General features: G+C 69.1%; 15 protein-coding genes. 7 read left to right on the forward strand and 8 right to left on the reverse strand.

Going from position 1 to position 13,069, the window contains the following annotated elements:
* Positions 1 to 72 precede the first annotated feature (72 nt).
* Complete coding sequence (gene phoU / locus AC1DU4_RS01180; RefSeq protein WP_477837182.1) at positions 73 to 747, forward strand: phosphate signaling complex protein PhoU; 675 nt, start codon at positions 73 to 75, stop codon at positions 745 to 747.
* Positions 748 to 823: 76 nt separating this feature from the next.
* Here the strand turns inward: phoU and AC1DU4_RS01185 are convergent, their stop codons facing one another.
* The 8 genes from AC1DU4_RS01185 to AC1DU4_RS01220 all read right to left on the reverse strand — a co-directional run bounded on the left by AC1DU4_RS01185 (position 824) and on the right by AC1DU4_RS01220 (position 8,711).
* Positions 824 to 2,035 carry a trans-sulfuration enzyme family protein gene (locus AC1DU4_RS01185; protein WP_477837184.1) on the reverse strand — a complete coding sequence of 404 codons (1,212 nt, stop codon included), beginning with the start codon at positions 2,033 to 2,035 and terminating at the stop codon, positions 824 to 826.
* Positions 2,036 to 2,163: 128 nt separating this feature from the next.
* Positions 2,164 to 2,940 (reverse strand): phosphate ABC transporter ATP-binding protein PstB, encoded by a 777-nt coding sequence (gene pstB, locus AC1DU4_RS01190; RefSeq protein WP_477837186.1) that lies wholly within the window; start codon positions 2,938 to 2,940, stop codon positions 2,164 to 2,166.
* A 41-nt stretch (positions 2,941 to 2,981) separates the two neighbouring features.
* Positions 2,982 to 3,887: a phosphate ABC transporter permease PstA gene (pstA, locus tag AC1DU4_RS01195; protein WP_072843020.1), complete on the reverse strand. Its 906-nt coding sequence runs from the start codon at positions 3,885 to 3,887 to the stop codon at positions 2,982 to 2,984.
* Between the two features lies 1 nt (position 3,888).
* Positions 3,889 to 4,938 (reverse strand): phosphate ABC transporter permease subunit PstC, encoded by a 1,050-nt coding sequence (gene pstC / locus AC1DU4_RS01200; protein WP_477837188.1) that lies wholly within the window; start codon positions 4,936 to 4,938, stop codon positions 3,889 to 3,891.
* Positions 4,939 to 4,993: 55 nt separating this feature from the next.
* Positions 4,994 to 6,118 (reverse strand): phosphate ABC transporter substrate-binding protein PstS, encoded by a 1,125-nt coding sequence (gene pstS / locus AC1DU4_RS01205; protein WP_477837190.1) that lies wholly within the window; start codon positions 6,116 to 6,118, stop codon positions 4,994 to 4,996.
* Positions 6,119 to 6,299: 181 nt separating this feature from the next.
* The gene (locus tag AC1DU4_RS01210; RefSeq protein WP_072843023.1) at positions 6,300 to 7,010 is read right to left on the reverse strand and encodes a lysophospholipid acyltransferase family protein; all 711 of its coding nucleotides are present in this window, start codon (positions 7,008 to 7,010) and stop codon (positions 6,300 to 6,302) included.
* Positions 7,011 to 7,922: a mycothiol synthase gene (gene mshD / locus AC1DU4_RS01215; protein WP_477837192.1), complete on the reverse strand. Its 912-nt coding sequence runs from the start codon at positions 7,920 to 7,922 to the stop codon at positions 7,011 to 7,013. It lies immediately after the preceding gene.
* 18 nt (positions 7,923 to 7,940) lie between these two features.
* The gene (locus tag AC1DU4_RS01220) at positions 7,941 to 8,711 is read right to left on the reverse strand and encodes a winged helix-turn-helix transcriptional regulator (RefSeq protein WP_477837194.1); all 771 of its coding nucleotides are present in this window, start codon (positions 8,709 to 8,711) and stop codon (positions 7,941 to 7,943) included.
* 165 nt (positions 8,712 to 8,876) lie between these two features.
* On the opposite strand from AC1DU4_RS01220, the gene AC1DU4_RS01225 reads away from it, so the two are divergent.
* The 6 genes from AC1DU4_RS01225 (at position 8,877) to AC1DU4_RS01250 (ending at position 12,970) form a co-directional block, all read left to right on the forward strand.
* A complete protein-coding gene (locus AC1DU4_RS01225; RefSeq protein WP_477837196.1) occupies positions 8,877 to 9,656 on the forward strand; it encodes an LmeA family phospholipid-binding protein in 780 nt (259 codons plus the stop codon).
* A complete protein-coding gene (locus AC1DU4_RS01230; protein ID WP_477837198.1) occupies positions 9,653 to 10,132 on the forward strand; it encodes a thioredoxin family protein in 480 nt (159 codons plus the stop codon). Before AC1DU4_RS01225 ends, AC1DU4_RS01230 begins: the two co-directional genes overlap by 4 nt.
* Before the next feature lie 239 nt (positions 10,133 to 10,371).
* Positions 10,372 to 10,857 carry a DUF4395 domain-containing protein gene (locus AC1DU4_RS01235; RefSeq protein WP_477837200.1) on the forward strand — a complete coding sequence of 162 codons (486 nt, stop codon included), beginning with the start codon at positions 10,372 to 10,374 and terminating at the stop codon, positions 10,855 to 10,857.
* 47 nt (positions 10,858 to 10,904) lie between these two features.
* Entirely contained in the window at positions 10,905 to 11,738 is an 834-nt protein-coding gene (locus tag AC1DU4_RS01240; RefSeq protein WP_072843029.1) for a sulfurtransferase, read from the forward strand.
* A 3-nt stretch (positions 11,739 to 11,741) separates the two neighbouring features.
* On the forward strand, positions 11,742 to 12,047 hold the full coding sequence (locus AC1DU4_RS01245) for a DUF1416 domain-containing protein (RefSeq protein ID WP_072843030.1): 306 nt from the start codon (positions 11,742 to 11,744) through the stop codon (positions 12,045 to 12,047).
* A 284-nt stretch (positions 12,048 to 12,331) separates the two neighbouring features.
* Complete coding sequence (locus AC1DU4_RS01250; RefSeq protein WP_477837435.1) at positions 12,332 to 12,970, forward strand: heme-binding beta-barrel domain-containing protein; 639 nt, start codon at positions 12,332 to 12,334, stop codon at positions 12,968 to 12,970.
* The last annotated feature ends 99 nt before the right edge of the window (positions 12,971 to 13,069 follow it).

Genomic DNA, 13,069 nt, shown 5'->3' on the forward strand with positions numbered 1-13,069 from the left:
GCACTGCCGGTTCACGCAACGTTCACCCGCTGCTCGTGACTTGGTCCCTACCAGGCCGTAGGCTGTGGCATCATGCGCGTGGCATACAACGAACAGATGACCGGGCTCGCCGACATGCTCGGCGAGATGGCCGGCCTCGCCGGGACGGCGATGGAGGTGGCGACCCAGTCGCTGCTGCAGGCAGACCTCTCGCTCGCCGAGCAGGTCATCAGCGATCACGACAAGATCACCGAGCTGAGCGTCGCCTGCGAGGAGCGGGCCTTCGCCCTGCTCGCGCTGCAGGCGCCCGTCGCCGGTGACCTCCGCTCGGTGGTCAGCGGAATCCAGATCGTCGCCGACATCGACCGGATGGGCGCGCTGGCGCTGCACGTGGCGAAGATCGCCCGCCGCCGGCACCCGAACCACGTCCTCCCCGAGGAGGTCAACGGCTACTTCGCCGAGATGGGCCGGCTCGCCGTCACCCTCGGCGCCGGCGCCAAGGAGGTCCTCGAGACCCGCGATCCCGAGCGTGCCGCGCAACTGCGCGAAGAAGACGACGCGATGGACGACCTGCACCGGCACCTGTTCAGCGTGCTGATGGACCGGGAGTGGAAGCACGGAGTGGCCGCGGCCGTCGACGTCACGCTGCTCGGACGGTTCTACGAGCGTTTCGCCGACCACGCCGTCGAGGTCGCCCGCCGGGTGATCTTCCTGGTCACCGGCAAGATGCCGGTCGACCCCGACGAGACCACCGAACTCGAGTCCTGACCTACGCGCACCGAAACCTGACATGCCCCGGCCGGATTCCCCCGGTCGGGGCGTAGTCGTCTCTGACCCTCCGTCGTCAGAAGGTAGCGTCCAGCGCGGCCCGGAGGTCGCCGATGATGTCCTCGGTCTCCTCGAGCCCCACCGAGAAACGCAGATGCCCCCAGGTCCGGAACGCCTCGGGATAGGCCGCCACCCGCGGGCCCGTGCTCGACACGTGCACGATCAGGGATTCGTCGTGCCCCAGGGRCACCGCGGAGGTGATCACGCGCAGGTTCGAGACGAAGCGGTTGTGGGTGTCGGGATCGCCCTGCAGCGCGAACGCCATCATGCCGCCGAAACCGCCGTGCATCTGCCGCGCCGCCAACTCGTGCTGGGGATGTGAGGGCAACCCCGGGTAGGCCACGAACGCCACCCGCGGATCGGATTCGAGGAACTCCGCCACGGCCTGCGCGCTGGCGTTGTGCTGGCGCATCCGCAGCGGCAGGGTGATCGCCCCGCGGTTGATCAGCCAGGCGTTGAACGGGCTCATCACGCCGCCGACGTCCACCATCGCCTCGGTCTTGATCCGGTCGACCAGCGCCCGCGAACCGGCGACCGACCCGCCCATCGCGTCGCCGTGGCCGTTGACGTACTTGGTGAGGGAATGCACCGACAGGTCGGCGCCGAGTTCCAGCGGCCGCAGCAGCAGCGGCGTCGCGAAGGTGGCGTCGACCGACAGCAGCGCGCCGACGCCGTGCGCCAACTCGGCAACGGCGGTCACGTCGGCGATCCGGGTGGTGGGGTTGGCGGGTGTCTCGATGTGCACCAGCGCGGTCTCCGGTCGCAGCGCGGCGCGCACGGCGTCCAGGTCGCTGGTGTCGACGAAGGTCACGTCGATGCCGTACTTGGTAGGCAGCAGTTCCGTGAACATCCGGAACACGGCCTCGTACGTGACGTCGGCGACGACGACGTGGTCACCCGTCTTCAGGAAGGTGAAGAACACCGCGTGCAGTGCCGCCACCCCGCTGGCCAGGACGACCGCGTCCTCGGCCCGTTCGAGCGCCGCCAGTTTGCGCTGCAGCGCGACCTGGTTGACCCCGCCGTTGCGCGTGTAGAAGAGCACGTCGGTGGCCGACCAGTTCATCTGCGACGGGTCCTCGGGCAGCGCATACGAGTTCGCCAGCACCAGCGGGGTCCGGACCGCGCCGGTACCCGGGTCGATCTGGTTCCCGGCGTGCACACTCTGGGTCATCGCGCCGAGGGTCTCGGGGCTGTGCTTGTCGGGTCGGGGCCGGTCGGCGTTCGTCATCGATCCAACCTATCCCCCACCGCGCGCGGCCCTGCTCGGGTGCGCATGACGACGAACGGGCGGTTATCGGAGCATCGCCCGAGAGCGTGCCCCGACAACCGCCCGTTCGACCGAACAGTTGGCAGTGTCTACCCGAAGCGGCCCGAGATGTAGTCCTCGGTGGCCTTCTGCGTCGGGTTGGAGAAGATCTTCTCGGTGTCGTCGATCTCCACCAGCCGGCCGGGCTTGCCTGTGGCCTCGAGGTTGAAGAACGCGGTCTGGTCGCTTACCCGGGCGGCCTGCTGCATGTTGTGCGTGACGATCACGATGGTGAACTCCTGCTTGAGTTCGGTGATCAGGTCCTCGATCGCCAGCGTCGAGATCGGGTCCAGGGCGGAGCAGGGCTCGTCCATCAGGAGCACGTCCGGCGAGACCGCGATGGCCCGGGCGATGCACAGACGCTGCTGCTGACCGCCGGAGAGCCCGCCGCCGGGCTTGTCGAGTCGGTCCTTGACCTCGTTCCACAGGTTGGCGCCGCGCAGCGACTGCTCGGCGATCTCTTCGAGCTCGGTCTTGTTGCGCACCCCCTGCAGCTTCAGGCCGGCCACCACGTTGTCGCGAATCGACATGGTGGGGAACGGGTTGGGCCGCTGGAAGACCATGCCGATGGTGCGTCGCACGCCCACCGGGTCCACCTGGGAGCCGTAGATGTCCTCGCCGTCGAGCATGATGGCGCCCTCGACGCGGGCACCCGGGGTGACCTCGTGCATGCGGTTGAGCGAGCGCAGCACCGTGGACTTGCCACAGCCGGACGGGCCGATGAACGCGGTCACGTTGCGCGGGGGAACGGACAGGCCGACGTCCGCGACGGCGTGGAACTTGCCGTAGAAGATGTTGACGTCCTTGAGGTCAAGACGCTTGGCCATGGTGGCTCCCTCGGTATTCGGTGATCGAGAAGGTCATTGGGTCACTTGCTCCGCACGCGGGACAGGTGCCCGATCGCCTTGGCCGCGATGTTGAGCACCGCGATGAGCAGGATGAGAGTCAGCGCGGCGCCCCAGATCCGGTTGGCGCCCGCGGCCGTCGGGTTGTTCATCTCGGCGACCATCACGCCGGGCAGCGAACCCATCTCGCCGTTGAACATGTCGAAGTTGATGAACGGCGCGTAGCCGACCAGGATCAGCAGCGGCGCGGTCTCGCCGAGCACCCGGGCCAGCGCCAGCATGACGCCGGTGATGATGCCGGGCAGCGCGGTCGGGATCACGATCCGCATGATCGTCTTCCACTTCGGCACACCCAACGCGTACGACGCCTCACGCAGGTCCTGCGGGACGATCCGGAGCATCTCCTCGGTGCTGCGGATGACGACCGGCACCATCAGCAGCACCAGCGCCAGCGACACCGCGAACGCGGACTTCGGGAACCCGAACGTCGCGATCCACAGCGCGTAGATGAACAGCGCCGCCACGATCGACGGGACACCGCTGAGGATGTCGACCATGAAGGTGGTCAGCCGGCCCAGCCGCGAACCGTTCGCGTACTCCACCAGGTACACCGCGACGAACAGGCCCACCGGGATCGAGAGCGCCGCGCACACCAGTCCCTGGAGGATGGTGCCGATCAGCGCGTGGTAGATGCCGCCGCCCTCGGCCGACGCCGACAACCCGTTGAGGGAGTTGGTGAACCAGGTGGCACTCATCAGCGCCGGCAGGCCCTTGGCGATCACCGTCACCAGCACCCACACCAGGGGCACCAACGCCAGCAGCACCGAGCCGGTGACCAGTACGCGGGCCATCACGTCGGTGAAGCGGCGCCGACCGCTGACCCCCTGGAAGGTGGGCTTCTTGACCGGGCGGTCCAGAGTCGCCGTCATGTCAGTCCTTCTTTCCGGCGATGGCGGCGCGGGCCGCGGCGTTGACCAGGAAGGTCAGCACGAACAGCACCAGACCCGCCGCGATGTAGGCGCCGGCCTGGATGTTGTTGTTGAACTCCGCGTAGCCGAGGGCGATCTTCGAGGCGAGGGTGGAGCCGGTGTCGAACAGCGACCAGCCGAACTCCTTCGTGGTGGTGCGCAGGATCATGTACAGCGCCATCGTCTCGCCGAGCGCGCGGCCCAGTCCGAGCATCGAGCCGCTGACGTAGCCGGACTTGCCGAACGGGATCACCGTGGTCTTGACGACCTCCCACTTGGTCGCGCCCAGCGCCAGCGCCGCCTCGATGTGCGCGGTCGGGGTCTGGGTGAACACCTCGCGGGTGACCGCGGTGATGATCGGCAGGATCATCACCGCGAGCACGATGCCAGCGGTGAAGATGGTGCCGCCGCCGCGCACCGAGCCGGAGCCCGTGGCGAACAGCGGGATCCAGGAGAGGTTCTCGTTGAGCCACACCGCCAGCGGCCGGATCGCGGGCGCGAAGATCAACATGCCCCACAGGCCGTAGACGATGGACGGCACCGCGGCCAGCAGGTCGATCACGTAGGCCAGCGGCCGGGCCAGCCGCTTGGGCGAGTACTGCGTCAGGAAGATCGCGATGCCCAGCGCCACCGGCATCGCCAGCACCAACGCGAACAGCGACACCAGCACGGTGACCTGGAGCAGGTCCAGGATGCCGAACGCCATGTGGGTGATGTCGTCGGTGATCCAGACGCTGCTGGTGAGGAAGTTCGCCTCGTTGCGCGAGAGCGCCGGCACCGCTCGCCAGACCAGGAACGCCCCGATCGCGCCGATCAGCACCGTGATGAACACCGCCGACCCCGACGCGAGCGTGGTGAAGATCCGGTCGCCCGGACGGGTCACCGTCTTTGCGGGGGCCTTGGGTGACGAAGTGATCGGAGCCTCCGGTGTTCCTGGTGGACCACCCACCCCCGCCCCGGTGTCATCGGGGCCGGAGGTGAGGGGTGCCGATTGGGCTGGCGCGTCGCTCATCTGCGCTCGCAATCTTCCTGGTGTGAATATAGAGCGGAGTCCGGTTCGGGAAAACTCAGCCGATGGCGGCGATGGACGCGGTCAGCTTGTCCTGCACCGTGGCGGGCAGCGGAACGTAGCCCTGCGCGGCCAGGTCGGCCTGCCCCTCGCTGGCGGCGCTGGTCAGGAACGACTTCACGGCCGCCGAGGTGTCGGCGTCGTAGCCCTTCGAGCAGACGATCTCGTAGGTCGCCAGCACCAGCGGGTACGCGCCCGGCTCGGAGGTGCCGAAGATCGAGTTGAGGTCCAGCGACAGGTCGCCGGTGCCCTCGTTCTTGAACTTGGCGCTGCTGATCGCCTTGCCCGCGGTTTCCTCGGTCAGCTCGACCGGGCCCGTGCCGGTGTCGATCCGCGCCATCGCCAGCTTGTTCTGGTCCGCGAAGGACTTCTCGACGTAGGTGATCGACCCGGGCGCACCGGCCACGGCCTGCGACACACCGGCCGAGCCCTTGGCGCCCTCGCCGACGCCGCCGACGAAGTCGGAACCGGCACCCTTGGTCCACGCGCCGTTGGAGGCGGTGGTCAGGTACTGCTGGAAGTTGTCGGTGGTGCCCGAGGAGTCCGAGCGGACGATCGGGACGATCGCCTCGTCGGGCAGGCTCACGCCGCTGTTGAGTGCGGCGATCGCGGGGTCGTTCCACTTGGTGATCGCGCCGCTGAAGATCTTGGCGAGCGTCTCGCCGTTGAGCGTGAGGTCCTCGATGCCGTCGAGGTTGTAGGCGATCGCGACGGGGCCGAACACCAGCGGGAGGTTCCAGGCGTCGTTGCCGGCGCAACGCTCCTTGGCCGCCGCGGCCTGGTCGCCCTTGATGGCGGAGTCCGAGCCGGCGAAGTCGACCTGCTTGGCGATGAACTGGGTGCGCCCGTCGCCGGAACCGCTGGGGTTGTACGCGACCTTGACGTCCTTGCCCTTGTCCGCGCACACCGCGATGTAGGTGGAGGCGAAGGCATCCATCGCGTTCTTCTGCGCCGAGGAACCCGCGGCGGAGAGCGTGCTCTTGCCCTCACAGGTGGCGTTCGAGGCCGCGCTGTTCACCGTGGTGGTGTTGCTGGCGGAGTTGTTGTCGCTGCCGCACGCGGTCAGGGCCATGGCCCCGACGGCCACCGCACCGAGCACTGCACCACTGCGCTTGAAGTTCACGCTAATTCCTCCGGGAGGCTCAACCATTTCGCCCGAGTCGGGCGACATTGCGAGGCGCAGTTCGGGGTCCGATGCACCGGGCAGCGCATCGCCGCCCACCAAGAAAGCTAAGGGCCGGTGGTGGACAGACGGTCCCGGAACGGTGAACGGAAGGTGAACTCCTCCACAGCAGTGTTGAGGATCACGCCGCCGTCGGGCGCGCCGCCTCGAGATCCTGGGGCCGCGGGTTCTTCAGGGTGGACGCGTAGACGTCGACGTACTCCTGGCCCGACATCTGCATGAGCGCGTACATCACCTCGTCGGTGATCGCCCGCTCCACCCAGCGATTTCCACTCATCCCGTCGAAGCGGGAGAAGTCGATCGGTGCGCCGAACTTCACCTGCACCCGGCGACGACGCCAGCGGAACGGACCGGGCGGGCACACCTCGCCGGTACCGATGACCGCGACCGGGATCACCGGGATGCCGGTGGCCAGCGCCACCCGCGCCATCCCGGTCTTGCCCTTGTACAGCCGGCCGTCCGGCGAGCGGGTGCCCTCGGGGAACAGCCCCACCAGCTTGCCCTCGTCGAGCAGGCGGGTGGCGGTCGCGAGCGCCGACTGCGCGGCGTCCGCTCCGCTGCGGTCGATCGGCACCTGGCCGGCGCCGCTGTAGAACCAGCGCTGCAGCGTGCCCTTGAACCCGGGCGTGGTGAAGTACTCGCTCTTGGCCAGGTACGTGATCCGGCGCGGCGACGCCAGGGGCGCGAACAGCCAGTCCGCGACGGACAGGTGGTTGCCGGCCAGGATCGCGGGACCGTGAGTCGGGATGTTCTCCACCCCTTCAACTTTCGGACGGTTGATCAGAGCGATCAACGGTCCGACGAACGCGTACTTCAACAGCCAGTAGAACATCTACGCCCCTTCGACCCCGGTGTATGCGACGTCCACGTGGAATCGACCGAATCCGAGCCGGTCGTAGGTGTGCAGCGCCGCGGTGTTGTCCGCTTCGGTGTACAGCAGCACCGAACCGAGTCCCCGGTCGCGAAGGTACCGGAGGCCGGCAACGGTCAGGAGTCGGCCCAGTCCACGGCCCTGCGCGGCCGGGTCGATCGCCACCACGTACACCTCCCCGATCGCGGGTCCGTCCGCGGTGGCCGGGTGCACCTTGGTCCAGTGGAAGCCCAGCACCGCACCGGTCGCGGCGTCGGCCGCGACGAACAGTCCGGCCGGGTCGAACCACGGCTCCGCCACCCGCTCGTCGATCTCGTGCTGGGCCCAGGAGCCCTGCTCGGGGTGCCAGTCGAACGCGGCGGCGTTCACCCGCAGCAGCTCGGCGTCGTCCGCGGCCCCCGCGTAGGTGCGCAGGGTGACGTCGGCCGGCACCGGCACCTCGGGCAGCTCCGGGGCGTCCAGCCGACGGCGCAGCTGCAGCAGTTCGCGGGCCGGCCGCAGCCCCAGGTGCGCGGCGACGGCACGGGCGGCCGGCAGGTCGCCGTGCGCCCAGACCCGGGTGCCGGCTCCGCCCGCGGCCAGTGCGTCGGCGACCAGCGCGCGGCCGATCCCCCGGCCGCGACGGTCGGGATCGACGGCGACCTCCGCCATGGCCGGGTGCTCGCCGTGCGCGGGTTCGACCCCGGCGTAGCCGACGACCACGCCGTCGTGGGTGGCCAGCAGGTGTCCGGCATCGGCGGCCAGGTTGTGCACGGCCTGCTCGGAAACCGGCGCGGTGCCGTCCACCGCGGTGGCCCGGTCCAGCACGGCGCGTACCTGCGCCTGCTGCCCGGCGTCGAGCCGCGTCGGCCGGCTCAGGTCGAACTCGTCCATGTACTACACCGTCTCCATCTACTGCGCGGTCCCGTTGGTCGTGGTCAGAGTCGCGTCGGCCGCCTCGCCGGTGTCGTCGTCGGCGACGGTCTCCGCGTCCGCCTGACCGCCCCCGGACTTGCGGCTGGGCCGGACGGCCTTGTAGCCGACGTTGCGGACGGTCCCGATCAGGGACTCGTGCTCGGGGCCGAGTTTGGCCCGCAGCCGTCGCACGTGAACGTCGACCGTGCGGGTGCCGCCGAAGAAGTCGTAGCCCCAGACCTCCTGCAGCAGCTGGGCCCGGGTGAAGACCCGGCCGGAGTGCTGCGCGAGGTACTTGAGCAGCTCGAACTCCTTGTAGGTGAGGTCGAGGGGGCGCCCGCGCAACCGCGCGGTGTAGGTGCCCTCGTCGATCGTCAGCTCACCGAGGGTGATCTTGCCGGACGCCTCCGGACTGGCCAGCCCGCCGCTGCGCCCGACCAGCAGCCGCAGCCGCGCGTCGAGTTCGGCGGGGCCGGTGCCGGGCAGCAGGATGTCGTCGAGACCCCATTCGGAGTTCACCGCGACCAGTCCGCCCTCGGTCACGACCGCGACCACGGGAACCGCCGAACCGGTGCTGCCGAGCAGCCGGCACAGTCCGCGCGCGGCCGCGAGGTCGGTGCGCGCGTCGACCAGTGCCACGTCCGCGGACCCGGCCTCGAGCAGCGACGACACTTCCGTGGGCGCCGGCCTGAGGGTGTGCGCCAACAGCGCGAGTGAAGGCAGCACTGCCTCCGGGTGCGGGTCCGAGGTCAGCAGGAGCAGCTCCACGCGGGCCTTCCCCTCTCGTCGTCCATGTCGAGCACGGTGGTGTGCCTGAACACGGTGATGTGCCTGAACACGCGGCGACGGTGACGCGATACCTCGAAACAGACTAGCTTGCCGCCTTCGACAGCCGGACCGACCAGTCCCGGCGCGTTCGGTCACAATGGTGCGGTGCGCAAACTGATACTCGCCCTGGTGTGCCTGCTGGCGCTTGTCGTCGTCGTCGACTTCGGTGCGGCCGCCTACTCCGAGTACCGGGTCTCACGAGGCCTGCGGGCCGGCGGTGAGCTCACCGCCGACCCCGACGTGACCATCACCGGCTTCCCGTTCCTCACTCAGGCCGCCGCCGGGAAGTACTCGAACGTCGAGATCCGCGCCCAGGGCGTGAACAGCAACGTCGTGGGCGAGGTGACCGTGGAGGCGAACCTGCACGGCGTCAGCATCCCGGCGTCCGACCTGGTCAACGGCACGGTGAAGACGGTCCCCGTCGACCAGATCGACGGCCGTGTGCTGATCGACGCCACCGAGCTCGGCACTTTCCTCGGCATCCCCGACCTGCAGGTTTCCGCGCCGCCGGCCGACCCGTCCGACGGGACCGGCGGCTCCGGCGGCTCCGGGATGACCACCTCGGGCGGCGTCGTGCTCACCGGCACTGTCCCGGTCGGGCCGCTGCGGGCCAGCGTCAGCGTGCAGGCCGACCTGGTCCTCGACGGCGAGAACGTCAAGGTCGTCGCCACCGACCTCTACTTCGGGCCTGAGGGCCGTGCCGACTTCACCGTCCCGGAGATCCTGAAGCCGACCGTGCTCGGGCTGTTCACCAAGACCATCGACGCGCAGCAGTTGCCGTTCGGCGTGGTCCCCAGCAAGGTCTACGCGGAGGGATCCCAGCTGGTGATCGAGGGTGTCGGCGAGAACGTGGTGATCAACCTCGACGATCTGCAGACGCCGTGACCGCCCTCGTCGTCCTCTCCGTCGTGCTGGTGGCCGCTCTCGCGGCCGGGGCGTTGCTGCGCGCGCGCTCGGGCACGGTCCGGGCCACCGAATCCGGGCCCGTGGTCGACGAAGCCCTGCGCGAGCTGCTCACCGAGGCCGGGGTGAACACCGCGGGGCCCACTGTCCTGCACTTCTCCGCGGACTGGTGCGGGCCCTGCGCTGCGGTGCGACGGGTGATCCACCAGGTCCTCGGGAACCTCGACACCCGGCTCGGCCCCGACGCGGCCCGCACCGTCGAGGTGGAGCTGGACATCGACGAAAACCCCGTCCTGGCAAAAGAACTGGGCGTACTGTCGCTGCCCACCACCTTCATCTTCGACGCCGCGCTGGTGCAGCGGCACCGGATTTCCGGGGTCCCCGCCGCCGCGGACCTCGAGACCGCGCTGCTCCCACTGTGCGGACCCGGCAACTCTGTTCCGGGAAAAAACGGGTAAGCTCGCCGACGTGCACTCCAGCCAAGAGCTCATGCTCACCCGTCGCCGCACAGTTGACCTGTGCCGCCTCGGTGGTTGTTGCTGTCTCTGCTGCTGATCGCACGGCTGACCGCATTCAGGCTCATTTCCGGCATTCCGCCTGAGCCCCGCGCCGTGCCGATCGGAACACGCGCCCTCTTTACGTAACCAGGTCTTCACGTACTCACGAGGCACTCGTTCGAGCGCAGGAGCACATCCCGATGCCTACCTTCACCACCCAATCCGTAACCAGTTCGACGCCGACCCAGGTCGACGTCCGCGGACCTCGCTTCGCCGCCTGGATCACCACCGCTGTCCTCGTCGCCGTCCTCGCGTTGTCCACCGTCTCCGCGGTCGCGGCCGGCCTGCTGCTTGCCGTGCAGGCCGTGGTGTTCGCGATCGGCGCCGCCCTCGGCCCGCGCCGCAGCCCGTACGGGCAGGTCTTCGCCCTGTTCGTGGCGCCGCGACTGGCACCGACCAGCGAACGCGAACCGGCCGCGCCGCTGAAGTTCGCGCAGCTCGTCGGCCTGGCGTTCGCCGTCGTCGGCGTCGCCGGGTTCCTCACCGGCCTGGCCACGCTCGGCGCGGTCGCCACCGGCTTCGCCCTCTTCGCCGCCCTGCTCAATGCGGCGTTCGGCATCTGCCTCGGATGCCAGATCTACCCACTCGTGGCCCGCTTCCGCGGTCCGACGCGGCTTGCGACGTAGTCCGCGCCTCCCACCCAGACCCAAGCAGTAAGAACGAAAGGAAACCCATGGCTCGCTCCGACGTCCTGGTCTCAGCCGACTGGGCAGAGCAGAATCTCTCCGCCCCGAAGACGGTTTTCGTCGAGGTCGACGAAGATGCCTCGGCATACGACGGCGGCCACATCGAGGGCGCAGTCAAGCTCGACTGGCGAAAGGACCTGCAGGACGCCGTCCGCCGGGACTTCCTCAACCGGGAGCAGTTCTCCGAGCTGCTGTCCGCCAAGGGCATCTCCAACGACGACACCGTCGTGCTCTACGGCGGCAACAACAACTGGTTCGCGGCGTACGCGTACTGGTACTTCAAGCTGTACGGCCACCAGGACATCAAGCTGATCGACGGCGGCCGCAAGAAGTGGGAGCTCGACGGCCGCCCGCTGTCGGCAGCCGAGGTCACCCGCCCGGTCACCGACTACAAGGCCGCCGAGCCGGACACCTCCATCCGCGCGTTCCGCGACGAGGTCATCAACGCCATCGGCAGCAAGAACCTCGTCGACGTGCGCTCGCCCGACGAGTTCTCCGGCAAGATCCTCGCGCCGGCGCACCTCCCGCAGGAGCAGGCGCAGCAGCGGGGCCACGTCCCCGGCGCCATCAACATCCCGTGGAGCACCACCGCCAACGAGGACGGCACCTTCAAGTCGGACGACGACCTGGAGAAGCTGTACGCCGCAAAGGGATTCGACGACAGCCGCGAGACCATCGCGTACTGCCGTATCGGCGAGCGGTCGAGCCACACCTGGTTCGTGCTGCAGGAGATCCTGGGCAAGAGCAATGTCAAGAACTACGACGGCAGCTGGGTCGAGTACGGCTCTCTCGTCGGCGCACCGATCGAATTGGGAGCATAAATCATGTGCGGAGCACCTGTTCAGGGTCAGACCCTGCCGTCCGGCGTCAACGTCGAGAAGGAAACCGTCATCACCGGTCGCGTGCTGAGCGCTGACGGCCAGCCCGTCGGCGGCGCGTTCGTCCGCCTGCTCGACGGCACCGGCGAGTTCACCGCCGAGGTCGTCGCGTCCGGCACCGGCGACTTCCGCTTCTTCGCCGCCCCGGGCACCTGGACCGTGCGTGCACTGTCCAGCACCGGCAACGGCGACACCACCCTCTCCCCCGAGGGCAGCGGCATCCACAACGTGGACATCACCGTCAGCAAGTAGGACGCGTCGCGTCACGGCCCCGCTCCCGGTTCGCCCGGGGCGGGGCCGTCGTGCGTCCGGACCCAGGTCCGGACGCCACCCGACGCACCTGCACCACCCGAGGCGGCCGGATCCGGCGGCCCGGTCTAGAATGACGCCGTGGTCATTTTCTTCGAGGTGCTGCTGGTTCTCGCAGCCATTCTGATTACCTGGTTCTCGCTCTACGTCGTGTACCGCTTGGTCACCGACCAGCCGTGAGTCCGACCGGGGTCCCCGAGGACGATCAGTCGCCCGACCAGCCAGCCGTGCAACGCGGCTCCGGCGACAAGGCCGTGGCCGACGCGATCGAGCGGTCCAAGGACACTGCCGGGCGCAACATCCCGGTACTGTCCGGACTTCCGCTGCCCGAGGAGACCGCGAACCTGCGCCTCGGCCCCGACCTGCATCCCGGCCTGCTCGCGCTGCTGCCGCTCGTCGGCGTCTGGCGCGGCGAGGGCGAGGGACACGACCTCGAGGGCGAGTACCGGTTCGGCCAGCAGGTGGTCGTCAGCCACGACGGCGGCAACTTCCTGTCCTGGGAGTCACGGTCCTGGCGCCTGGACGTCGACGGTCAGTACACCGGACCGGACCTGCGCGAGAGCGGGTTCTGGCGGGTCAGCGGCGACGGCGTCCCCGGCAGCGTCGACGAGGAGACCGTCGAACTGCTGCTCACGCACGCCTCCGGCGTCGTCGAGCTGTACTACGGCCAGGCGCTCACCCAGTCCAGCTGGGAACTGGCGACCGACGTCGTCATCCGCAGCAAGCACGGGGCGATGGTCGGCGGCGCCAAGCGCCTCTACGGCATCGTCGAGGGCGGTGACCTCGCCTACGTCGAGGAGCGCATCCTCGCCGACGGTCCGCTGAAGCCGCACCTGTCCGCGAGGCTGTCCCGCTACATCGGGTAGCACTCCCGTCTGATCGCTGCCCCTCCGTCTGATTGCTGCCCGTCGACGCGGAACGGCCCCCGAGCCGTACCGCCGACGGACGCTTGTCGTCGCACGGTC

The sequence above is a fragment of the Rhodococcus sp. P4_F5 genome (genome assembly GCF_056401315.1).